Raw genomic sequence first — 25,102 nt, 5'->3', positions numbered from 1 at the left:
CCCTGTCCACCCCACCTCGACAACCGGTGAACAGCCCGTGGACAAGGGCTTCGACAACACATGATCTGGTCTTGGACCACCTCGCGGGCGAACCTGACAGTACGCACCCGCTGGAGGCCCCATGCTCCCTCGAACCATCGGTTTTCCCCACGAGAGCGGCACCACCGAGCGCCGCACCCTGCTCACTCCCCACGTGGCCCGCACACTCACCGAAGCCGGATACCGGGTGCTGACCGAACCCGGCATCGGCTCCGGAATCGACCAACCCGACCAGCACCTGGAAGAGGTGGGAGTGGGGTTCACCGATCCGGACCGGGTCTGGTCGGCTCCTCTGGTGGTGCGGTACAAGAGCGGCCCCCACCAGGACCTACACCGCTCGTTCCCAGGCCAGAGCATTGGGGCGATCTTCCACGCCGAAGGCGACCCGCACCTGCTCACCACCCTCACCCACACCGGGGTGTCGGCCTACAGCTACGAGTTCTGGCACCAGGGCGGCCGGTTCCCGCTGGCGGTTGCCGGCGGCCGGATCACCGGAGCTCTAGCTGTGCACGCCGGCGCGCATGCCCTACGCCACCGCCGAGGCCGCGGCGTCCTGCTGGACCACATCCCCGGTGCCCCGCGCACCCGCGTGCTGGTGATCGGCAACGGCAACGTCGGCCACGCCGCCGCCATCACCGCCACCGCCCTGGGCTCACACGTCACGGTCCTGACCCGCACCCCTCACACCGCGGCAGCCTACGCCCGCAACGCCCCGGCCGGGGTCGTGGTGGCCGCCAACACCCCCACCCGGCTCGCCCACGAACTGGCGGACGCCGACCTGGTCATCGGAGCCCTGCTCATCTCCACCCACACCACCCCCGCCATGATCGACCGCCCCCACCTGGCCGCCATGCGCCCCGGAGCGGTCATCGTGGACGCCACATGCGGATACGGGCCCGGCTACCTGCCCACCGCCGGGCAGGTCCAACAACCGGGGGACGCCCCGCGCATCGTCGAGGGGGTGCTGCACGTCAAGCTCGACGCCCTGCCCCGCCTGGTCCCGCACACCGCCTCCCACGCCTACGCCCACGCCGCCGCCCCCTACCTGCTGCGCCTGGCCCGCCACGTCCTCGACCAGGCCCCGGACGAGGGGGCCCGCAGCGCCCTGATCGCCCAGGGCGGGGAACTGGTCCACCCGGTGGTGCGCGAGCACGCCGACCTGTACCGCACCGGGCGGGCCACATGAGTCCCCCGAGCCCGACCGTGGAGGCCCGGGTGGTCGACGGGTACCGGCACCGGGCCGCTCTGGCACGTGCCGAAGCCCGCCCAGTCGAGCCGACCCTGCTCCCCGAAGCGTTGACGGGGGTGAGGGAGGTGGTGGAGTTCCCCTGCGGAAGCGGCCACTTCCTCACCTCCTACGCCCGCGCGGGAGTGCGGGCGCGCCTGATCGACGGCTCCTCGCACATGCTCGCCGAGGCGATCCGCCACGCCCGCGAGGCAGGGACGAGGGAACTGGCGGTGGGCCACCACCTCCTCCACCACCTGCCCGCCCTACCCACCGCCGATCTGATGGTGGTGCCCAACGGCGCCCTCAACCAGCTCGCCGCCCTCACCGACACGACCACGGTCCTGTCCCGCCTACGCACATCGGTGCAGACCGGGACCCGCATGCTGCTCCAGGCCGTAGACCCCACCACGGAGGGAACCTGCTTCTACACCCCTCACCTCACCGACAGGGTCTGGACCCGAGACCACACCGTCACCACCCCCGCCGGGTACACCGTGCACCGCCGCCGCCGTCAACACCACGCCCCCGATCGGACCCAGGTCAAGATCGAGTTCGCCTATACCACCCCCGGCACCCCGGGTCTCGCGGCCCGAACGGCCCGGGTCCACCTGGTGCTGCCCCACCCGGACCAGGTGCTCGGCGCCGCAGCGGACGCAGGATGGAGCACGATCACCCAGGCCCGCCACGCCGGTTTCATCGAACTCCTGACCGAGGCCGGTGAGGTCCGGTGAGTGATACTCCCTCCACGGTGCTGGACGCCGACTCCTACCACCGCCTCTACTACGCCGACACCTTCCGCTTCGGCCAGGGCACCGAGCACATCCTGGACCTGCTCACACAGATCCCGCCCGTGGCCACCTGGACCGACCTGGGAGCAGGATCCCAAAGTCTGCTATGGGCCTGCGCCCTCACCGCGGGACGGCTCACCGCCGTGGACGTCGACGCACTCCGCCTCGCCCACCTGACCACGGCCGCGCGCGCCGGGCAGCCACGCGGCGTGCACCGGGTGGCTTTGGCACTGGCCGGAACCAACCCGACCACGCAGACGTTCGCCGCCCGCTGTCGTCGACTCCCCACCACCCTGACGGCGGACCTTCTCACCCCCGCCCCACACCCACCACCTCTATGCCTCGCCCTCGGCGCCGACCTCATCACCCAGTTCGGACTCCTGGGCCTGACCACCACCCCGCCCCAGTTCATCGACGCCTTCACCCGTCTGCACACACACCTGCCCCCGGGCGGATGGGCGGCGGGCGCCAACTGGGTACCCGCCACCCGCGACACCCGCATCCACCTCACCCATGCCTTGTACCGGCACACCCTGCACCGAGCCGGCCTGGACCTGCTCCACCTGGCCGCACTGCCCAGCACCGACCCCGACTTCCCACTCGTATGGACCTACCTCGCTCGGAGGCACCCATGACCCCCGACTCCACCGGCCTGTACTTCGCCCCCACCGGCATCGCCCACCTCACCCACACCAACACCGACCTGGTCCGTGCTGCCTCCCGCGGCCGCACCCGTGTGCGCGTGACCACCGCTGCCCAGCTCAACGGCCACCCCCACCTGGGGACCGTCACCACGATCATGGCCACCTTTGCCCTCACCGCCCGCTTCGCCCACGACCTCGGCCTGCCCGCCACCCTCGTCTTCGACGCCTTGGAGAACGCCCCCGCCGAACACCGCACCATCGACGGGCGCCGCTACACCCGCAACGTCGAAGACCTCATCGCGGCTGGAGAACTCGGCAGTGCCGAACGATCCGCCGGGTTCCGGCGCCTGCTGTCCTGGTCCTCGGCACGTTCGGGAGTCGCCTGGCAGGAACGCCCCTATTCCACCTACCAGGAACTGGCCCCGGTTCGCGCGTGCCTGCACACCATCGCTCGACGCCAGGCCGAGTTCGCGCCCCTGCTGGCCCCCGCCGACGGCCGCATCCGCATCCGTCCCCGCTGCCCGCAGTGCCGTCTCATGGACAAGGACGCCCACCACCTGGCCATCACCGCCGTCGACGGCGCTGTGGTGCTCGATTCGACCTGCCCCATCCACGGCCGCTACAGGGAGACCGTGCCCGTGCACGGCACCACCGGGTGGTACGACGCCAACACACCCGTCCGCTCCGTGCAGAAGGTCGCCCTCCTGGCTGCCGAACGCGACCTCTACGACGCCTGCTCGGTCAGCATCGACGGCCCTGACTGGGGTGGTTCCTGGTTCGCCCATGTCATCGCCCCCGCCCTGGCTCTGCTCGGCCTACCGGTGGAGGAGTGGCCGGTCAGTGTATTCACGCCGATGGTGCTGGACCGTACCGGCGGCAAGCTCTCCAAGAGCCTCTACGTCAAGTACGGCACCGAGTACGCCGACCTGCCCCCGGCCTTCCTCGACCTGGACGCACTCCTGGACACCTACGGCGAGGACGCCCTGGAGGCGCTGTGGCAGGAGGCAGCCCGCTGGGCGGGCGACCCCCGAAGGCTGCACCGCTCCTACACCGTCGACCACCTCGCGGCACTCATCCACGGCACCCGGATCGGAGAGGCCGCATGATGTGCCTGGCCATCGACCTCAGCGGCTGCACCACACCCAACCCCACGACCGCCGACATCGGAGCGGCCATGCACGCCACCGCCCGGCGGCTCGGCGTTCGGGTCCTCCTCGACGTCCCCGCCCAATACCCCGACCACGGCCTCACCTACATGATGGCGCTGGCCGAGTCCCACCTGGTCGTGTCCACCTGGCCCGAACACCGCGTGGTCCAGATCGACCTCGTCTCCTGCCGCGCCGAGACCTCGCCCGAAACCGCTCTGGAACCCTTGCTGTCCCTGTTCGGCCCCGACCACACCACCATCCGACGTATCCCACGCCTGAACCCGAGCCCCCAACCCGTGACCTCTTGAGCACTTCACCGGAGAGGACCCTCATCCGAGATGGTCACGAGCAACGATCAGTCCATCAACCCCAGGGCGAAGCGGCGCGCGTAGGGGCCGGTCTTCGGTGGAGCGGGTCCCGTTCACCGGCCTGGACGATCTCGGCGCAGATGATCAGGTGTGCCGGCCGCCCTTCCTCGGTGTCCAGCACGTCGGCGAAGACCTCACGAACCACGGCGGCCGCACCGGGTTCGGCCAGGGCGTAGGCGTGCAGGACCGCGGCGTCGTACCCCAGCGGCGCCGCAGCCCACCCCTCCCAGTCCATGAACACCAGCGGGCCGTGGGCGAGGTTGGCCCAGTGCAGGTCCGCGTGCGAGGCCACCCACGTCCCCACCTCCAGGCCCACCCCGGCCTCTCCCACCTCGGGCAGGTGGGCGGGGAGGCGTTCGAGGAAGCCCGGCGTGTGGCTCAGGTGCCCTTGGGGGACGGGCACCTGGCCGAGCCGGTGAAGCGTCGTGCGCAACTCCTCCCACCAGCTGGCGTCGACACTGTGGGGGAGCGGTGCGCGCAGATCGGGTGTGGCGGACACCGGGGACGCCTCGACGAAGGAGAACAGCAGGGCCTGGAACACCGGGCCCTGATCCCCAGGTGTGCTCGGCCAACAGCCGGGGTCGGGGGATGTGCGAGGGCAGAAGCCTCTCGGCCGACGCGTTGCCCTCCCACAACCGGCCCCCGGTGCCGGCGCGGACATCACACGCAGCCACGCCCGGCCTTCATCGGGGTGGACGACGGGGCCGCTCACGGTTCGCCCGCCCACACCATGACGAAGGCCGGCCGCGCCCTGGACGTTGAGGCCCAGGGCGGTGGAGTCGCCACAGCGTCCTTCCGCTGTTCCGGTGCGCCGGCGCACGGGAAGAGGCAGGCACAACCACCGGGCTGAGGTAAGTGGCCTGCTCACCCATGCGCGGGACTTCCGTATGTTCTGAGGGCTCGGCGTGGCAGCGTCGGCACTCAGTGATCGGGTGGCTGACACCCGTAGAGCTCGAGAAGAGACAGCCGAGCACCGTGGCCTGGGAATCCGCAAACACGGCTCACGAGACCCGGTACATGCCAGAGCAGATCTGTTTCCCGTGATCGACCCCACCGGCTGCCCCGGGACGAGCTGAACCGGGGACCGGCCGTGTGCGGGCGCCGCCGGGGGTGGGCCCGGCGGCGCCCGCGCCGTGTCACATCTGTTCCAGCAGCACGTCCTCCACCGCCTCGGCGTAGGCGCGCACCGTCTGGTGGTCGAACAGCAGCCGGGTGGGCACCGTGACAGCCAGCAGGCTCTCGACCTCGCGCACCACCTGGAGGCTGCGCACCGAGTCCCCGCCGATCTCGAAGAAGTTGTCGTCGCGCCCGATGCGCTCCAGGCCCAGGATGCGGGCCCACACCTGGGCCACGGCCTCCTCGGTGGGGGTCTGCGGCCCGACGTGGACGGGTGCGGCGGCGCGCGCCCAGGCGGGTTCGGGCAGCAGGGCCCGGTCCACCTTGCCGTTGCTGTTGAGCGGCAGGGACTCCAGCACGGTGACGGCCGCGGGCACCATGTAGGCGGGCAGTTCGCGGGTCAGCCGCTCCCGTGTCGCCTCGGGGTCCGCCCCGTGCCCGGTGACGTAGGCGACGAGCCTGCGCCCCCCGGAGGGGGCCTCGGCCACCAGCACCACGGCCTGGGCGACGTCCGGTCCGCGCAGCAGGGCGGCCTCCACCTCCCCGGCCTCGACGCGGAACCCGTTGAGCTTGACCTGGCCGTCGACGCGGCCGACGAACACCAGGCGTCCGTCGGCGGACCAGCGCACCAGGTCGCCCGTGCGGTAGAGCCTGCCTCCGTCGCCGAAGGGATCGGCCACGAAGCGCTCGGCGGTCAGGCCTGGCCTGCCGTCGTAACCGCGCGCGGTCCCGGGCCCGGACAGGTACAGCTCTCCCACCGCCCCCGGCGGCACCGGCCGCAGGGCGCCGTCCAGCACGTGGGCGCCGGTGGCGTCCATGGGGCGGCCGATGGGGCAGTGCCCGGCACGGGCCTCCTCCTCGCCCACCGCGGTGCACGTGGCGAACGTGGTGGCCTCTGTGGGCCCGTACACGTGGACCAGGGAGGTGTCGGGGCAGGCCCGGCGCACCCGGGCCAGGGAGGCGGGGTCGGCGGCCTCCCCGCCGGTCCACAGTTCGCGCAGCCCCGCGAAGCACTCCGGGTCCTGCTGGGCGAAGAGGTTGAACAGCGCGGTGGTGAGGAAGACCGCGCTCACTTCGTGCCGGGCGGTGTGCTCGCGCAGGGAGTCGGCGGAGAGCGGCCCGTCGGCCACCACGACGGTGCCGCCGTTGAGCAGCGGGACCCAGATCTCGTAGGTGGCGGCGTCGAAGGCGTGCGGGGAGTGGAAGAGCACCCTGTCGTGGCCGTGGCCCCAGCGGGAGTCGGCGCTGAGGGCGACCACGGCCTGGTGGTCGACCACCACGCCCTTGGGGACGCCGGTGGAGCCCGACGTGAACATGACGTAGGCGGCGGTGTGCTCGTGCACAGGCCTCCGCCCGGCCGGGACCCCGGCGCCCCCACCTCCTGTCCCCTCGGCACCGGTCAGGGCGCCGTCGGCGGCGTAGCCGACCACGGCCTCCAGGTCCGCGCAGCGCCCGGCCATGGCGGGATCGGCGACGGCCACGCGCGCTCCCAGGGCCCCGGCCAGGGATCGGACCCGCGCGGTCGGCACGGTCTCGTGCACCGGGACGTAGGCGGCCCCGGTGCGCAGGACGCCGAGCACGGCCGCGACCACGCGCGGCGACCGGGGCATGAGCAGCAGCACCCGGGACTCCGCGCCCACGCCCAGGGAGCGCAGGCGGTCGGCGACCCGCTCGGCCTCGGCGTCCAGGTCGGCGTAGGTCCACGCGCCGTCGGCCCCGACCAGGGCGGTGGCCCCGGGGTGGCGGGCGACGCGCTCGGCGAACAGGGCGGTGACGGTGGTGCGGGGCGGCTGTTTCCCGCCGCCCTCGGCCAGGGCCAGGGAGCGGGCCGGGTCGGCGCCGGCCACGCGCCCCAGGGGGCGTTCGGGGTCCTCGGTGAGCGAGACCAGGATGCGCTCCAGGTCGGCCAGGAGGCGCTCGGCGGTCGCGGTGTCGAAGCAGGAGGGGTCGTGGCCCAGGACCAGGCGCAGCCCGTCGGAGGCGTAGGCGCTCAGGGCGAGCGGGTAGTTGGTGGCCTCCACCGCGGTGACGATCTCGGCGCGCGGGCCGTCCCCTGGCGGCGCCCCGACCACCGGGTAGTTCTCGAACACCACGGCGCTGTCGAAGAGCGGGGTGTCGCCGGGCAGGCCCGCCTCGGCCTGTACCCGGGCCAGGGACACGTGGTCCCGGGTGCGCGAGAGCGCCTGGTCCTCCTGGAGGCGGCGCAGCCACCGGACCACGGGCACGGCGGGGTCCACGGCGACGCGTACCGGCAGGGTGTTGATGAACAGTCCCACCGCGGCCTCCACGCCGGGCATGTCGTCGGGCCGGCCGGAGGTGGTGGCGCCGAAGACCACGTCGGTGCGGCCCGAGTACGCGGACAGCAGCAGGGCCCAGGCCCCCTGCACCAGGGCGTTGACGGTCAGTCCGTGGGCGCGCGCGAAGGCGTGCACGGCCTCGGCCCGCGCGGGGGACGGCGAGACCTGGACGCGGGCGGAGGAGCGTGCGGCGCGCAGCGCGGCCGGGGGCCGGTCGTAGGGCAGCGGGGTGGGTTCGGCCACCCCCTCCAGCGCCTCCCGCCAGAAGGCGTGCGCCTCCTCGGCGTCCCGTCCGGCCAGGCGGCGCAGGTATTCGCGGAAGTCGGGGCGCGGGGCCGGGGCGTGGCCCCGGTAAGCGGTGAGGAGGTCCTCCAGGACCAGGGGCAGGCTCCACCCGTCGAGGACGATGTGGTGGAAGGTCCACACCATGCGCACGGAGGTGTCGCCGGTGCGCAGCAGGGCCACGCGCAGGAGCGGGTCGCGGGCGGGGTCCACGCCCCGGGAGGCGTCCCGGGCCAGGTGGTCGGCCAGGGCCCGTTCGCGTTCCTGCGCCCCCGCACCGCGCAGGTCGAGGTGGACCACCTCGACGGGGACGTCGCGGTGCACCAGCAGGACCGGTTCGTCGAGCCCCTCCCAGGCCACCCGGGCGCGCAGGACGGGGGTGGCCGCGACCACCTCCCGCCAGGCGCGGTCCAGGGGGCCGGGGTCCCCGACCCCGGTCAGGTCGACGACGACCTGCTCCAGGTAGGAGCCGGAGCCGGGTTCCAGGACGGAGTGGAAGAACATGCCCTGCTGCATGGGGGTGAGCGGCCACACGTCCTGGACGTGGCGGCCGTCGCCGACGAGGCGGTCGACCTGGGCCTGGTCCAGGCGCACCAGGGGGAAGTCGGAGGGGGTGGCCCCTCCCTGGGCGGGGTCGAGGCAGAAGCCGACCAGGTCGGCGAGTTCGGCGGCCAGGCGGTCGGCGAGACGGCGCACGGTGGCCGTGTCGTGGACGGTGGCGGCGTGGTACCAGTCGAAGACCAGGCGTTCGCCCTCGAAACGGCCCACCACCTCGACCAGGTGGGCGCGCTCCTCGGCAGGGGAGTGCTCGCCGCCGGGGTTGATCCGCAGGCCGGTGTGCAGGGCGTCCCGGCCCGGCGCGGTGTCGAAGCGGCCCAGGTAGTTGAAGCTCACGCCGGGCGCGGGCTCCCCTTCCAGGCGGGCGCGCTGCCGGGGTGTGCCCAGGTGGCGCAGGGCCCCGTAGCCCACACCGTTGCCGGGGACCGCGCGCAGTGTCTCCTTGGTGGTGCGGATCTGGTCGGCCCAGCGGGGGGCCGAGGTGAGCACGACGGGGAAGACGGTGGTGAACCAGCCCACGGTGCGGGAGGTGTCCACGTCCTCGAACAGGTCCTCGCGGCCGTGGCCCTCCAGGTCCACGGGGACGCCCCGGGCCCCGGTCCAGTCGCACAGCACGCGGCCCAGGGCGGCCAGCAGCAGGTCGTTGACCCGGGTGCGGAAGGCCGAGGGGGCCTCGCGCAGCAGGCGGCGGGTGTCCTCCTCGGACAGTCCGGCGGTGACCACCCGTTGGTCCCCCACCAGGCCGTTGCCCCGGCCCGGGCGGTCGCGGGGCAGTTCGACGCGGGTGGCGGCGACGGCGGCCCAGGTGTCGAGTTCGGCGTCGAAGGCCCCCTCCGCGGTGTGGCGGGCCAGGCGGTCTGCCCACACGGGGAAGGGCGTGGTGCGCGGCCCCGGGTCCACCGGCTCCCCCCGGAGCGCCTGGTGGTAGGCGGTGGCCAGGTCCTCCAGCAGCACCCGCCAGGACACCCCGTCCACGACGAGGTGGTGGGCGGTCAGCAACAGGCGGGAGCCGGCGGCGCCGGAGTCGAGGAGGACGGCGGCGAAGACCGGCCCGTGGGCCAGGTCGAGACCGGCGTGGGCGGCGCGGATGCTCTCCGAAGCCGGGTCGTGCGTCCCCTCGGGCGGGTGCCCGGTCAGGTCGACCACGTCCAGGGGCGGGGCCGCGGTGCCGGGTTCGGCCACACGCGGGCCGTCGCCGTCGCGGCGCAGGCGGAGCATGTCGTGGTGGTCGGCCAGGGCCGCCAGGGCGGTGCGCAGGGCGCGCGGTCGCAGGGGTCGGGCCAGGTCCAGGAGCACGGACATGGCGAAGTGGTCGGGCGCCACCGGGTGCGTGCGGTCGAACCAGCCCATGACGGGTGTGGGGGTGACCGGTCCGCTCACCGGTCCCGTCCCGGCCGGCCCGGTCGGCCGCACGCGCGCCACCTCGGCCAGGGCGGCGACGCTGGGGTGGGAGAAGACGTCGCGGCTGGTCAGCTCCACCCCGGCCGCGCGAGCGCGTGAGACCGCCTGGATGCTGAGGATGGAGTCGCCGCCCAGGGCGAAGAAGTCGTCGTGGACCCCCACCCGCTCCACGGCCAGGACGGAGGCGAACACCTCGGCCAGGAGGCGTTCGGCGTCGGTCCGGGGGGCGGCGTGTTCCCGGTCGTTCCCGGGTTCGGGCAGGGCGCGGTGGTCGAGCTTGCCGTTGGCGGTCAGGGGCAGCGCCTCCAGGACCACGACGGCGGAGGGGACCATGTAGCCGGGCAGGCGGGCGGCCAGGGCGCGGCGCCACCCCTCGGCCTCCTCCTGCCCCGTGCCCTGCTTCGAGGCGACGACGTAGGAGAGGAGCCGTCGCCCGCCGCCGGGGGCGGCCCGCACCAGGGCGACGGCCTCGGCGACGCCCTCCTGGGCGAGGAGGGCGGCCTCGACCTCGCCGGGTTCGATCCGAAAGCCCCGGATCTTGACCTGGGAGTCGGCGCGGCCCACGTACTCCAGTTCCCCGGAGCGGTTCCACCGCACCAGGTCGCCGGTGCGGTAGAGCCGTCCGCCGTCGCCGAGGGGGTCGGCCACGAAGCGCTCGGCGGTCAGGGACGGGCGCCCGTGGTAGCCGCGCGCGACCCCGGCGCCGCCGATGTAGAGCTCTCCCACCGCGCCCAGGGGGACGGGACGCAGGAGGCCGTCGAGCACCCGCAGGCGCATGCCGTCCAGGGGCGTGCCGACGGGGACGGCGCGCACCGGTTCGCGGGTGCGCGCGGCGGGGTGGTGGGTGGCGAAGGTGGTGGTCTCGGTGGGCCCGTACCCGTTGGCCACGACCGTGTCGGGGCAGGCCTCCAGGACACGGTGGACGCTCGTGGGGTTGGCGGCCTCGCCCCCGGTGATCACCTCGCGCAGCGGGGCGAAGCACGAGGGGTCCTGGGCCGCGTAGAGGTTGAAGAGGGCAGCGGTGACGAAGGTGGAGGTGACCCCGTGCCGGCGCGCCAGCGCGCCGAACTCCTCCGCGCCCGTGCGCCCGGGGGGCGCGACGACCACGGCCCCGCCGCGCAGCAGCGGCACCCAGATCTCGTAGGTGGCGGCGTCGAAGGCGTGCGAGGAGTGGAAGAGCACCCGGCGGTCGCGCCCCCCGCCCCATCGCCGATCCCGGGCCAGGGCGACCACGTCCGCATGGGTCACCGCCACCCCCTTGGGCACCCCCGTCGACCCGGAGGTGTGCATGACGTAGGCCACCGCGCGCGCGTCCACCACGGGCAGGGGGTCCTCGACACGGGCGGGCGGGTACGGTTCGGTCCCGTCCAGGACCAGCACGCGGGCGTCGAGGCCCTCGGGCAGGCGGGAGTGTGAGGCGGTGTCGGTGACGACGACGCGGGCCCCGGTGTGTTCGACCGTCCAGGCCACGCGTTCGGCAGGGTCGTCGGGGTGTACGGGGACGTAGGCGCCCCCGGCGCGCAGTACGGCGAGCATCGCGGTGACCACGTGCGGACCCCGCTCCAGCAGCAGCGGGACGGCCTCCTCGGCGCCCACCCCCCGGGCGCGCAGGAGGCGGGCCAGGTCGGCGGAGCCGGCGTCGAGCTCGGCGTAGGACACCTCGGGGAAGTCGCCGAGCAGGGCCGGGGCGTCGGGGGTGCGCGCCGCCTGCGCGGCGAACGCGGCGGTCACGGAGACGGGCCCGGCCTGGGCGCGACCCCGTTCCCAGGTCTCCAGGAGGGCCCGTTCGGACGCGGGGCGCAGGTCCAGGGCGGTCAGGTCCAGGCCGGGGTCGGCGACGACGGCGCCGGCCAGGCGGGACAGGGCGTCGGCCAGGGCCTCCACGCGCCCGGCGTCGTACAGGTCGGTGTTGTACTCGACGGCCAGGCGCAGGACGCCGTCGCGCTCGGCGTACTCGAAGACCAGGTCGGCCAGGGCGGCGGTGCGCGGCAGGTCGAGCTCCTCGGTGCGCAGCCCCTCCAGCTCCAGCCCGCCGGTGTGGGCGTTCTGCAGGACCATCAGCGCCTGGAACAGGGGGCCGCGGGAGGGGTCGCGTTCGGTGACCAGGGCGTCGACGACGCGGTCGAAGGGCATCTCGTGGGCGAGGGCGGCGTCGGCCTCGGCGCGCACCTGCTCGACGAACTCGGCCGCGGTGGTGCCCGGGCGCAGGCGGGAGCGGAGCACGACCGGGTTGACGAAGAAGCCGACCACGTCCGCCAGCCGGGGGTGGTCGCGTCCGGCGGAGGCGGCCCCCAGGGCGACGTCGGCGGAGCCGGAGGCCGCGGAGAGCACCGCCTGGGTCAGGGCCGCCAGGGTCGCGAAGAGCGTGGCGCCGCGTTCCGCGCCCAGGGCCCGCAGCCCCCGGAGCAGGCCGGCGTCCAGGGTGGTGCGGTGCACGGCCCCGGCCGTGGTGCGCCGTGTGGGCCGGGGGCGGTCGGTGGGCACGGCCAGCGGGGGCACGTCCTCCAGGGTGCGCGCCCAGTACTCCAGGCGGCGCCGGGCCTCGGGGCCCTCCCAGCGGCCCTGCTCCCAGACGGCGAAGTCGGCGTAGTCGAGTTCCGCACCGGTGTCGGCGTCCTCCCCGCGCACGACGGCCCGGTGGAAGGCGGCGAGGTCGCGGTGCAGGAGGTCGACCGACCAGCCGTCGCAGGCGATGTGGTGGGTGCTCAGGACCAGGACGTGGTCCTCGGCGTCCAGGCGCAGCAGCAGGGCACGGGTGGGCGGCCCCGTGACCAGGTCGAAGGGGGTGTCGACCTCGCGCCGCAGGTGTGCGTGCAGTTCCTCCCGGAGGGTGTCCTCCCGGAGGGCGGTCCGGTCCCCGGCGGCCACCTCGCGCACCGTGAGCAGGTCTTGGCGGGGGGAGCCCACGTACTGGAAGGGCTCGCCGTCGACGGTGTCGTAGGTGGTGCGCAGGGACTCGTGGCGTTCCTGGAGCAGTTCCAGGGCGCGGCCGAGCGCGGACACGTCGAGCGGGCCGCGCAGGCGGAAGGCGCTGCCGGTGTGGTACTCGGCGCTGTCGCCGTCGAGCTGGTGCAGGAACCACAGGCGGCGTTGGGCCGCCGACAGCGGCAGCGGGCGCCCGCGTCCCACGGGGGAGATGGGCTCCTCGCCGGAGCCTGCGCCGCCCGCGGCGGCGATGCCCTCCGGGGTGGGGTGGCGGAACAGGGCGCGGGGGTCGAGGGCGGTCCCCAGGCGTTCGCCCAGGCGCCAGGCCACGCGGGCGGCGAGGATGGAGTCGCCGCCCAGGGCGAAGAAGTCGTCGCGCGCGCCCACGCGTTCCAGCCCCAGGGCCGCGGCGAACTCCTCGGCGGCGGCGTGTTCGGCGCCCTCGCGCGGCCGGACGTAGTCGACGGTGCGGGCGGGGGGCGCGGGCAGGGCGCGGTGGTCGACCTTGCCGTTGGCGGTCAGGGGCAGCGACTCCAGGACCACGACGGCGGAGGGGACCATGTAGCCGGGCAGGCGGGCGCAGAGCCTGTCGCGCAGGGCCGCGGTGTCCGTGACCGTGCCGACCACGTAGCCGACCAGGGTGCGAGCGCCCGGCGCGTCCTCGCGGACGGTGACCAGGGCCTGGGCGACGCCCTCCTGGGCGAGGAGGGCGGCCTCGACCTCGCCGGGTTCGATCCGAAAGCCCCGGATCTTGACCTGGGAGTCGGCGCGGCCCACGTACTCCAGCGTCCCGTCGGCGTCCTCGCGCACGAGGTCGCCGGTGCGGTAGAGCCGTCCGCCGTCGCCGAGGGGGTCGGCCACGAAGCGCTCGGCGGTCAGGGCCGGACGCCCGTGGTAGCCGCGCGCGACCCCGGCGCCGCCGACGTAGAGCTCCCCGACCCGCCCCCGGGGCACGGTGCGCAGCCGGGCGTCGAGCACGCGGGCGCACATGCCGTCCAGGGGCGTGCCGACGGGGACCGACAGGTGCGGGGGCCGGGCCCGGTCCACGGCGAAGTGGGTGGCGAAGGTGGTGGTCTCGGTGGGCCCGTACCCGTTGGCCACGACCGTGTCGGGGCAGGCCTCCAGCACGGCGCGGACCGCTGCGGGCGGGACGGCCTCGCCCCCGGCGATCACCTCGCGCAGGGGGGCGAAGCAGGAGGGGTCCTGGGCGGCGAACAGGTCGAAGAGGGCGGCGGTGACGAAGGTGGAGGTGACCCCGTGCCGGCGCGCCAGCGCGCCGAAGGCGTGGGCGGTGAGCCGTTCGGGGGGCGCGACGACCACGGCCCCGCCGCGCAGCAGCGGGACCCAGATCTCGTAGGTGGCGGCGTCGAAGGCGTGCGAGGAGTGGAAGAGCACCCGGCGGTCGCGACCACCGCCCCACCGTGAGTCCCGGGCCAGGGCGACCACGTCGGCATGGGTCACCGCCACCCCCTTGGGGACCCCTGTCGACCCGGAGGTGTGCATGACGTAGGCCGCCGCGCGCGCGTCGACCACGGGCAGTGCCGTGTCCGCGCCCCGCCCCGCCACGAGGACGTCCGTCCCGTCCAGGTCGACGACCCGGGCGGTCCCCGTCAGGCGTTCGGGCAGGCGGTGGCCGAGCGAGCGGTCGGTGAGGACCAGGCGGGCGCCGGTGCGCTCGGCGGCGGCCAGCACCCGTTCGGCGGGGTCGTCGGGGTGCACGGGGACGTAGGCGCCCCCGGCGCGCAGCACGGCGAGCATCGCGGTGACCACGTGCGGACCCCGCTCCAGGGCGAGCAGCACGGTGCCCTCGCGGGGCAGCCCCCGGAGGAGCAGGAGGCGGGCCAGGTCGGCGGAGCCGGCGTCGAGCTCGGCGTAGGACACCTCGGGGAAGTCGCCGAGCAGGGCCGGGGCGCCGGGGGTGCGCGCCGCCTGCGCGGCGAAGGCCTCCGGTACCGAGGCGTGCGGGACCGCGTCCACGGGGACGGGCTCGGGGCGGTTCGACTCCTGGGGGGACAGCACGTGGTGGCTCCTGGTGCGCGTTCGGGAGGGAGGACGGCGGACGGGCGGACGGGTGCGGGGGCCGTGATCCGTCGCCGCGACGGCGTGGCCGTCCGGCGGGGTCGGCGGACGACGATCGATCCGCCATTCCCCCCATGGCCGCCGTACGACAACAGAGCGTGCCACATCGCCTTATCCAACCGGGCACTTTACCAAAATCATCTTCGTCCTGAAATTCCCTCCACGGACAGAAAATCACACTCGGAACAACTTGTGCCACATGGAATACTTAACGCCACAAATCAGACAAAACAACGCAAAATATATTATATTCTATAAAGCCCAAGAACAAAGACCTTCCATGTGCACGAGAGGCGCGCCCGACTGCGAATCATGAACACCCTCCGAAGTCGCTCAAACACCCAGAGTAATGAGAATTCAATGTTTGACCGGATGTGGCTACGAGGGGCCCTCTCGCTCCTTCTGTGGGGCGGGAGTCGCCACGCACCCCACCGGGGGACACTTCCGCCCGCGCCGCGAACCCCCACCGCCGCCCCTCCCTCCCGGGAGCGCTGCGATCCCGGCATAACCCGTGGTCAGGGCCCGTGTTCGGCCCATAGCACAGCACTCGGGCCAGTGCATACGTTTCGCCGCAAAGGGCATTTTTTTGTGGTTTGGACGAACTTTCCGTTCATGCGCAAGGATGGAAGCGTCCGTTCCGACGATCGTGGAGCAGGTGTGCGAACCGGAACAGCCTTTCCCCTCTCACGCCCTCCCAGCAGCGCAAACGAGTGAGAAGAACCACAGGGGCGCGGGTAAACCACCGGTGTTCCGACCGGCGTCCGGAACGGCACGTGATGCGTCCCTCCGGGGGCCGCTCCCACGGCCGCGAGGTGAACACCCTGCTAAAACCGGGGGACATACGAAAAAAACTGACGACCGCCGATGAGGGCGCAATGCCTTCACACCACGGAAATCTCCGCGTACGCCCGACAGCATTCCCCCTCACCTGGTTCCCGACATATCAGAATCCCTTGCCAAGATTCGAAGCGATATGTGAGTATCCGTGGCACGTGCGTTGAACCGCCCTGTCCCCACCGAAGCGACCGGCTGCTCCCGTCCCGGGCGCCGGCCTTTCGGGTGCCCTCCGAGCTCCACGAGGAGAACCATCGTGCGTGAGGCCCTGTCCGACCTGCTCCAGCGGTCCGCTCGCCGGACCGGCGTCCCCGGAGCCCAACTCGCGGTCTACCACCGCGGAGAGCTGCACACCTGTGTCACCGGCGTGGAGGACTCCGCGACGGGACGTCCCGTGGAGGACGCCTCCCTCTTCCCCCTGGGATCGGTGACCAAGCCCGTCACCGCCGCCCTGGTCATGCAACTGGTGGAGGACGGCGACGTCGACCTCGACGCCCCAGTGCTGCACCACCTGGGGGGCGGCGCGCCCGACCACCCGCTGCGGGGGATCACCGCCCGCCACCTGCTCAGCCACACCGCCGGCCTGGTCTCGGAGCGGCCCGCGGGCGCCCCCGCCACCTCCCTGCGCCGTTACGTCTCCTCGTTGACCCCCGAGGACCGCATCGCCCCGCCGGGAACGGTGTTCTCCTACTCCAACACCGGCTACGCCGTGGCGGGCCGGCTCGTGGAGGCCGTCACCGGCCAGGACTGGTGGGAGACCGTGGAGTCGCACCTGTGCTGGTCCACCGGCATGGAACTGGCGCCGGTCCCGGCGCCGCGGCCCCCCGCCCCCGGTCTGGTCACCGGTCACGCCGTCGACGGCGCGGGCCGGGCCCACCCGGTGGGCTTCCACATCGAGCCCGCCCTCGCCCCGGCCGGGGGCCTGGCCGCGAGCGCCGCCACCCTGTCGGCCTTCGGCAGGGCCTTCCTCGGCCCCGGGCACGCGGCCCTGGACGGCGAGGTCGCCGCCCCGGAGGTGCTGGGCGAGATGGGGCGCTCGGTGAGCGTGGCCGACCCCTTCGGCCTGGCCGACGGCTGGGGCGCCGGCTGGTCCCTGCACCTGGCGGGCGACCGCCTGTGGTACGGCCACGACGGGACCCTGGACGGGGCCACCTGCAACCTGCGCGTGGACCCCGAGGGCGGGACGGTGGTCGCCCTGACCACCAACTCCACCACCGGTGTGACCACCTGGGAGCACCTGGTCCGCGGTCTGCGCGAGCTGGGGGTGGACGTGGGCCACTACCGTCAGCCCGACGCCGCGGTCGAGGGCGCCGCCGCCACCGCGACCGCCCCCGACCGGGTCACCGGGAGCTACGGCAACGGCGGCCTGAGCGCCGAGGTCGTCCACGACCGCGGCGGCCACCGGCTGGTCATGTCCAACGGCTTCGAGGGCGAGCTGACCACCGGGCCGGGCGGAGCCTTCCGGGTGGTCTCCGAGCGCCACGGCGGGATCGCCCTCAGCGGACGCTTCCTCACCGACCCCGCCGCCCCCGGACGTGCCACGGCCCTGCAGTACAACGGGCGCACCCTGCGTCTGAGCGGGCTCGCCGTGGGCCCCAACGCCTGATCCACCACCCCTGCGCACACGAGGACCGGCACAGCGACCATGAGCGACGCCCCTGTTGACCACACTTCCGAGCTCGACCGCGCCAAGGCCCGCGAGGAGGTCCTGCGCCGCCTGCGCGCGCGTGACGGGAGCGGCCAGGACATCCCCCGCGTCCCCCGTGACCGCCCGGTCGCGCTGTCCTTCGCCCAGCAGCGGCTCTGGGTCCTGGACCAGATGCGGCCGGGGCGCACCGACTACAACTCCGCCCTGGTCCTGAGACTGACCGGTGACCTGGACGCCGGGGCGCTGCGACGCTCCCTGACCGCGCTGGTGCACCGGCACGAGTCCCTGCGCACCACCTTCACCGAGGTGGACGGCGAGGGGCGGCAGGTCGTCGGCGCCCCCTACGAGGTGGACCTCCCCACGACCGCGACCGGGGGACGCGAGGAGTCCGCCGAGAGGGCGGCCCACGAGTACGCCCTGCCCTTCGACCTGGAGCGCGGCCCCCTGCTGCGGAGCCGGCTCCTGGTGGAGGGACCCGACAGCCACGTGCTGGTGCTGTGCCTGCACCACATCGTCACCGACGGCTGGTCCCTGGACCTGATCCGCGGCGAGCTGGACACCCTCTACCGCGCCGCCACCGCCGACCCCGGCCGCGCGCCGGACGCCCTGGCAGCCGGCCTGGACCCGCTGCCCGCCCAGTACGCCGACTACGCCTCCTGGCAGCGCTCGCGCCTGGACGGGGCCGCCCTGACCCGCTCGCTGGACCACTGGCGCCGCAGACTCGCCGACCCCCCCGTGCTGGAGCTGCCCACCGACCGGCCGCGGCCGGCCGTGCGCGACGGCGCGGGCGACACCCTGCCCTTCTCCCTGCCCGCTCCGCTGGTGGAACGCCTGGAACGCCTGGCCTCCGGACGCGGCGCCCACCTGTCCACGGTGTTGCTGACCGCGGCCCAGGTGACCGCCGCCCGCTGGAGCCGCAACCCCGACGTGGTGCTGGGCACCGTCACCTCCGGGCGCGAGGACCGGCGGCTGCACCGGATGACGGGCTTCTTCGTCAACACCCTGGCCGTGCGCCAACAGGTGGACGAGGAGCTGTCCTTCGCGGAACTGCTCGACCGGACGCGTGCCGGGTTCCTCGCCGACCTCGACCACGGCGAGGTCCCCTTCGACACGGTCGTGGACGCCGTCCTGACCGAACGCGACCCCGCGGTGCCGCCGCTGGTGCAGGCCGCGGTGGTCTTTCAGAGCGCCCGGACCTCCGGGGAGGCGGGCCTGGGCGACCTGGACGCGGAACCGGTGCAGGTGCGGCGCGGCCAGTCGGTCTTCGACCTGACCCTGGAGTTCCGCCCCGGTCCCGACGGTGTCGCGGGGTCGGCCGAGTTCGACACCGCCCTGTTCGACCGTGCCACCGTGGAGCGCCTGGTCGCGGACCTGGTGCGGGTGTTGGAGGACGCGGAGGACCCCCGCCCCCTGCGGGCCCTGCCCCTGACGGACCGCGAGCGGGCCCGGGAAGCGGAACGCGCCTGGACCGGGGCGCCCGGCCCGCGCCCGCGGCCCCTGCCCGACCTGTTCGCGGAGCAGGCCCGGCTGCGCCCCGCGGACCCCGCGCTGGTCGACGCGGACCGCACCGTCTCCTTCGCCGAGGCCGACGACCGGGCCGCGCGCACGGCCCGTCGCCTGCGGGAGCTGGGCGTGCGGCGGGGCGACCGCGTCGGGGTGTGCGTGGAGCGGGGCACGGCCCTGGGCGAGGCGCTGCTGGGCGCGGTGTACGCGGGAGCGGTCTACGTGCCCCTGGACCCGGAGTACCCGACCGAGCGGTTGGCCACCGTCCTGGAGGACGCCGCGCCGCGCGCCGTGATCGTCGACGCCGCGTCCGCCCCCCGGCTGCCCGCGGGCCTCCCGACGCTGGACGCGGCGGACCCCGCCGTGGCCCGGGCGGAGCCGCTGCGCGAGGCGCTGCACCCCGAGGACCCCGCCTACCTCATCCACACCTCCGGCTCCACCGGCAGACCCAAGGGCGTGCTGGTGGCGCACCGCGGCCTGGCCGCCCTGGCCGCCACCCAGGGCGAGCGCATGCGTGTGGGCCCCGGATGCCGGGTGCTCCAGTTCGCCTCCCCCAGCTTCGACGCGGCCGTAGCCGAGATGACGGTGGCACTGCTCAACGGGGCCGCGGCGGTACTGCTGCCACGCCCCTCCCTGATGGGCGAGGGACTGCCCCGTGCCCTGCGCGAGCACCGCGTCACCCACGTGACGCTGCCCCCGGCGCTCCTGCCCGGCCTGTCCCCCGAGGAACTGGGACCGGTGGAACACCTGCTCGTGGCGGGCGAGGCCTGCCCCGGCGAGCAGATCGCCCGCTTCTGCGACGACCGGGCCGTGTACAACGGCTACGGGCCCACCGAGTCCACCGTGTGCACCACCATCAGCGCCCCGCTCTCGGGGACGGGCGCCCCCGCCCTGGGCGATCCGGTGGCGGGCACCCGTGTCCGGATCCTGGACCGGTGGCTGCGCCCGGTGCCCGACGGCGTCCCCGGCGAGCTCTACATCAGCGGCGACGGGCTGGCCCACGGTTACCTCGGGCTGCCCGGCACCACCGCGGAACGCTTCGTCGCCGACCCGGACGCCGAGGGCGGGCGCATGTACCGCTCCGGCGACCTGGTCGTGCGCCGCGGCGGACGGCTGGAGTTCCTGGGCCGCACCGACGACCAGGTCAAGATCCGCGGCCACCGCGTCGAACCGGGCGAGGTCGAGCACGTGCTCACCCGCCTTCCCGAGGTGGAACGCGCCGTGGTGGTGGCCGACGGCACCGGCGCCTCGCGCCGCCTGGTCGCCTACGCCGTCCCCGCCCCCGGGTGCGCCACGAGCCCCGAGGCCCTGGAGCGGGCCGCCCGGTCGCTGCCCTCCTACCTGGTCCCGGCGGCCTTCGTCGTCCTGGACGACATCCCGGTGACCGCCAACGGCAAGACCGACCGGCGCGCGCTGCCCGCCGTGGACTGGACCGGGCGCTCCGGGAACGGGTACACGGCCCCGCGCACCACCGCGGAGCGGGAGCTGGCCGCGGTGTGGTGCTCCCTGCTCGGCCTGGAGCGCGTCGGCGTGCACGACGACTTCTTCCGTGTGGGCGGCGACTCCGTCAGCGGGGTGCGCATGCTCGCCCGCGCCGCCGACCGGCTCGGCGCCCGCCCCCCGCTGCGGGCGCTGTTCGAGCGGCCCACCGTCGCCGCGCTGGCCGAGCTCTACGAGGGCCCCGGCGAGCACCGCTCCGCACCCGTGCGCGTGGAGCACGAGGGTCCGGCGCCCCTGTCCGCCGCGCAGCGCCGGATGTGGTTCCTGGACCAGTACTCGCCGGGAGGGGCCGGGTACAACTCCGGCGGCGCGCTGCGCCTGTCCGGCGCGTTGGACGTCCCGGCGCTGGAGCGCGCCCTGGACGCCCTGGCCGCGCGCCACGAGGCGCTGCGCACGGTCTTCCCCTCCCGGGACGGCGCGCCCTGCCAGGTCGTGCTCGACGCCACCGGCCTGCCCCTGGCCGCGGTCGACCTGGGCGGCGCGCCCGGGGGCGGGCGCGAGGAACGGCTGGACGCGCTGCTGGAGGAGTTCGCCTCCCGGCCCTTCGACCTGGCCCGCGGCCCCCTGACCCGGGCGGTACTGGTCCGCGTGGACGAGGGCGACAACGTCCTGGCGATCACCATGCACCACATCGTCACCGACGCCTGGTCCATGTCGGTGCTCGTCGGGGAGCTGGGAGAGCTCTACCGGGCCGCCCGGGAACGGCCCCACGTCCCGGCCGGGGAACTGCCCGGGGCCGCGGGTCTGGAGCCGGTGCTCCTGCGCTCCACCGACGTGGCCGTGTGGCAGGAGGAACGGGCGCGCTCGGGGGCCTTCGGGGAACACCTGCGGTACTGGCGCGACCACCTGGCCGGGGTCGAGCCCCTGGAACTGCCGACCGACCGGCCCCGGCCCGCCCAACGGCGCGGCCGCGGCGCCGCGCGCTCCTTCGAGGTCCCCGCACGGGTGCGCGGGCGCGTGCGCGAGCTGGAGTCCGACCACGGCCTGACGCTGTTCATGGTGCTGGTCGCGGCCACCGCACTGACGCTCGCGCGCCACAGCGGCCGGCACGACGTGGTGATGGGCACGGTGACCTCCGGACGCGACGGCGCCGACCTGGAGAACGTGGTGGGGTTCTTCGTCGACACCGTGGCCCTGCGCCTGCGGGTGGACCCCGACGCGCCGGCCTCCGCGCTGCTGGCCCACGTGCGCGCGACCGTCCTGGCCGCGTTCGAGCACGGCGAGGTCCCCTTCGACACGGTCGTGGACGCGACCGGGCAGGAGCGCGACCCCTCCCGCCCCACCCTGGTCCAGGCCCTGGTGACGCTGCGGAACACACCGGGCGCCCCCTGGAAGGCGGACGGCCTCGACGCGCGCCCCCACGCCGTCGCCCACCGGCACACCCAGTTCGACCTGACGGTGGAGTTCGCCGAGGAGGACGGGCGGCTGCTGGGCGCGGTGGAGTACGACACCGACCTGTTCGACGCCCGCACGGCCGACCGGATCGCCCACCACCTGGCCGCCACCCTGGACCTGCTCTCCCGTGCCCCGCAGGCGCCCGTGCGGGAGCTGGACCCCGCACCCGCGCCGGACGAGGCCGAGGCCCTGCGCTCCTGGAGCACGGGCGCCCCCGGGCACCCGCCGGCGTCGGTGCCCGCGGTGTTCGGCGAGCGGGCGCGCGCCCGGCCCGACGCACCCGCCCTGGCGGGACCCGGCGTGGCGATGACCTACGCCGAACTCGACCGGGCCTCGGCGGCCCTGGCTGTACGGCTGCGCTCGCTGGGGGTGGGGCCCGAGACCCCCGTGCCCCTGCTCCTGGAGCGGGGTCCGCACGTGGTCACCGCGATGCTCGCCGTGCTGCGCGCCGGGGGCGCCTACGTCCCCGTGCACCCCGACGACCCCGCCGAACGCGTCCGCCTCCTGGTCTCCGGGACCGGGGCCCCGTGCGTGGTCACCGACGCGGCCTGCGCCTCCCGGGCGCCCTCCGCGGTCCCGGCGGTATCGGTCGACGCCCTCGACCCCGTGCCGGACGCCGGCGCCCCCGTCGAGGGCCTGGACCGGGCCCACCCCGACCAGCTCGCCTACGTCATGTACACCTCGGGTTCCACCGGGACGCCCAAGGGCGTGGCGGTGACCCACACCGACGTGGTGCGCCTGGCGGCGGACCGGCGCTGGTCGGGCGGGCACGCCCGGCGCACGCTCTTCCACTCCTCGCACGCCTTCGACGCCGCCACCTACGAGATCTGGGCGGCCCTGCTGACCGGCGGCACCGTCGTGGTGGCCCCGCCGGGCCGGCTGGACGCGGACGGCTTCGCCGCGCTGGTCTCCGGGCACGGGGTCAGCGCCACCTTCGTCACCGCGGCGCTGTTCAACCTCTACGCCGCCCAGGACCCCTCCTGCTTCGCGGGGATGGAGCAGGTCGTCACCGGTGGCGAGGCGGCGAGCCCGCACGCGGTGGAACTGGTGCGGCGCGCCTGCCCGGACACGACGGTGGCCAACGGGTACGGACCCACCGAGACCACCACCTTCGCCGCCCACCACGCGCTGCCCCGCGAGGGCGCCACCCCCGACCCGGTGCCGATCGGCCGTCCCCTGGACGGCACGCGGCTGCACGTGCTGGACGAGCGCCTGCGGCCGGTGCCGGTGGGCGCGATCGGCGAGCTGTACGTGGGCGGGCGGGTCACGCGCGGCTACCACGGCCGACCGGCCCCGACCGCCGAACGGTACGTGGCCGACCCCTTCGGCGACGGCGGTCGGCTCTACCGCACCGGCGACCTGGTCCGCTGGAACAACTCCGGGGAGCTGGAGTACACCGGTCGCGCCGACTCCCAGGTCAAACTGCGCGGGTTCCGCATCGAGCCGGGCGAGGTGGAGGCGGCCCTGCTGCGTCTGCCCGACGTGGAGCAGGCCACCGTCCAGGTCCGTCGCGCCGCCTCGGGGGCACGCGGTCTGGTCGCCTACGTGGTTCCCCGGGAGGAGGGGAGGACGGACCTGCCGGACGTGCGCGAGCGGTTGCGCGAGACCCTGCCCGACTACATGGTCCCGGGGGCCGTGGTGCCCCTGCGGGCCATCCCCCTCAACGCCAACGGCAAGGTGGACCGGGCGGCGCTGCCCGAACCGGACGAGCCCGCCGAGCGGGCGCGGGAGGGCACGGCACCGCGCGGCGCCACCGAGCAGGCGCTGGCGCGGATCTGGTCGGAGCTGCTGCACGTGGCGGACGTGGGACGCCACGACAACTTCTTCGCCCTGGGCGGCGACTCGATCCTGAGCATCCAGCTGGTCTCGCGCGTGCGCGAGGCGGGGTGGAACGTCACCACCCGCGACGCCTTCCTGCACCAGACGGTCGCCGGCCTGGCCGCCGCGGCCGACCGGGGCGGGACCACCGGCGACACCGGCGTGCGGACCCCGGTCACCGGCCCCGTCCCGCCCACCCCCGTGGACCGCTGGTTCTTCCGCACCCGTACCCGCCGCCCCGAGCACTTCGACATGTCGCTGCTGTTCGAGGTCGCCGAGGGCACCGATCCCGACCTGTGGGCGCGGGCCGCCGACAGCCTGCCCGCCCACCACGACATGCTGCGCCTGAGGGTCGTCGACGCCGGGGACGGACCGCACGGGCACCTGGACGCCGACACGCCCCACCGTGCCCGGGTGGTGCGGGTGGACGGCGAGGAGCTGGAGCGGGCGGTGGAGCGCGAGGCGCTGCGCGCACGCCACGCCGAACGGCTCGCACGGGGGCCGCTGTTCGAGGCCGTGGTGTTCGACGCCGGTCCCCGCCGGTCCCCGCGGGTGTTGCTGTCGGCGCACCACCTGGTGGTCGACGCCGTGTCCTGGAGGGTGTTGCTGGAGGACCTGGCCACCGCCTACGGACAACTGGACCGGGGCGAGAAGGTGGACCTGGGCGCGCCCACCACGCCGTTCCCGGAGTGGGCCCGCCGCCTCGGGGAGCACACCGCCCGGGGGGCCTTCGACGGGGACGCCGACCACTGGTCCGACCTGGCGGCCCGGGCCGCGGACGCGCGCCTTCCCGTGGAGTCGGACTCCGGACCCAACGACGTGGCCTCGCAGCGGGTCCTCACGGCCTCCCTGTCGGCCGAGGAGACCGCGGTCCTGCTGCGCCGGGTGCCCGGCAACCTGCGCAGCAGCATCGACGACGTCCTGCTCGGCGCGCTGGCGAAGGTGCTGACCGGCTGGAGCGGCTCCCCCCGCCTGTTGGTGGCCAAGGAGGGGCACGGGCGCGAGGACCTGTTCGACGACGTGGACCTGTCCCGCACGGTGGGCTGGTTCACCGCGATCCACCCGGTGCTGTTGGAGGTCCCCGCGGACGCCGACACCGCCGGGGCGATCGCCGTCGCGCGCGGGCGGCGTCGGGCCGCCCCGGACGGGATCGGCTTCGGGGCGCTGCGGGAGCTGGCCGGGGGGCGGGCCCCCGCGGCACTGGTCGCGATGCCCGAGCCGCCGGTGACCTTCAACTACCTGGGGCGCTTCGGCGACCGGGGTGAGGGGCCGGTGGGCCGTCCGCTGCCCCTGCCGCCGTGCGACCACGCCCCGGACGAGGAGCGCACCAGCCTGTTCGACGTGACCGGCGCGGTGGTCGGGGAGCGACTGGAGCTCTCCTGGACCTACTCGGTCCACCGGCACCGGACCGCGACGGTCCGGGCCCTGGCCGACGAGTACGCCGAGCGGTTGCGCGCACTCGTGCGCGAGACCGGACGCGGACGCGCGCGGGACCGCCGCGCGCGCTGACGGTGTCGCGCGAACGGCGCGC

Annotated in this window: 9 protein-coding genes; 7 read left to right on the top strand and 2 right to left on the bottom strand. The window is 74.7% G+C overall.

The genetic code is table 11. From position 1 onward, the window contains the following. Positions 1–121 precede the first annotated feature (121 nt). Genes ACFQBR_RS08655 through speD form a run of 5 tightly spaced genes read left to right on the top strand, consistent with a single transcriptional unit; the run spans position 122 to position 4,155 of the window. Positions 122–1,225, top strand: a complete 1,104-nt coding sequence (locus ACFQBR_RS08655) for an NAD(P)-dependent oxidoreductase (RefSeq protein WP_344177293.1) — start codon at positions 122–124, stop codon at positions 1,223–1,225. After that, positions 1,222–1,998 carry a class I SAM-dependent methyltransferase gene (locus tag ACFQBR_RS08650; RefSeq protein ID WP_344177290.1) on the top strand — a complete coding sequence of 259 codons (777 nt, stop codon included), beginning with the start codon at positions 1,222–1,224 and terminating at the stop codon, positions 1,996–1,998. Before ACFQBR_RS08655 ends, ACFQBR_RS08650 begins: the two co-directional genes overlap by 4 nt. Continuing rightward, positions 1,995–2,690, top strand: coding sequence for a hypothetical protein (locus tag ACFQBR_RS08645; protein WP_344177288.1), 696 nt, complete (start codon positions 1,995–1,997; stop codon positions 2,688–2,690). Before ACFQBR_RS08650 ends, ACFQBR_RS08645 begins: the two co-directional genes overlap by 4 nt. Beyond that, positions 2,687–3,805: a hypothetical protein gene (locus ACFQBR_RS08640; protein ID WP_344177286.1), complete on the top strand. Its 1,119-nt coding sequence runs from the start codon at positions 2,687–2,689 to the stop codon at positions 3,803–3,805. The genes ACFQBR_RS08645 and ACFQBR_RS08640 overlap by 4 nt, the downstream gene beginning before the upstream one ends. After that, positions 3,802–4,155: an S-adenosylmethionine decarboxylase gene (speD, locus tag ACFQBR_RS08635; RefSeq protein ID WP_344177284.1), complete on the top strand. Its 354-nt coding sequence runs from the start codon at positions 3,802–3,804 to the stop codon at positions 4,153–4,155. The genes ACFQBR_RS08640 and speD overlap by 4 nt, the downstream gene beginning before the upstream one ends. Before the next feature lie 55 nt (positions 4,156–4,210). On the opposite strand, the gene ACFQBR_RS08630 is transcribed toward speD, so the two are convergent. Then, a complete protein-coding gene (locus ACFQBR_RS08630) occupies positions 4,211–4,756 on the bottom strand; it encodes a phosphotransferase (RefSeq protein WP_344177282.1) in 546 nt (181 codons plus the stop codon). Between the two features lie 595 nt (positions 4,757–5,351). Further along, on the bottom strand, positions 5,352–14,813 hold the full coding sequence (locus ACFQBR_RS08625) for an amino acid adenylation domain-containing protein (protein ID WP_378552720.1): 9,462 nt from the start codon (positions 14,811–14,813) through the stop codon (positions 5,352–5,354). Between the two features lie 1,150 nt (positions 14,814–15,963). Here ACFQBR_RS08625 and ACFQBR_RS08620 point away from each other — a divergent pair. Then, positions 15,964–17,313 (top strand): serine hydrolase domain-containing protein, encoded by a 1,350-nt coding sequence (locus ACFQBR_RS08620; protein ID WP_344177278.1) that lies wholly within the window; start codon positions 15,964–15,966, stop codon positions 17,311–17,313. 39 nt (positions 17,314–17,352) lie between these two features. After that, positions 17,353–25,080: an amino acid adenylation domain-containing protein gene (locus ACFQBR_RS08615; protein WP_378552718.1), complete on the top strand. Its 7,728-nt coding sequence runs from the start codon at positions 17,353–17,355 to the stop codon at positions 25,078–25,080. Positions 25,081–25,102 lie beyond the last annotated feature (22 nt).

This window comes from Nocardiopsis tropica (assembly GCF_042660575.1).
GTDB classification, from domain to species: domain Bacteria; phylum Actinomycetota; class Actinomycetes; order Streptosporangiales; family Streptosporangiaceae; genus Nocardiopsis; species Nocardiopsis tropica.
The sequence above is the reverse complement of the archived record's forward strand: the minus strand, read 5'-3'. Positions and strand labels throughout refer to the sequence as shown.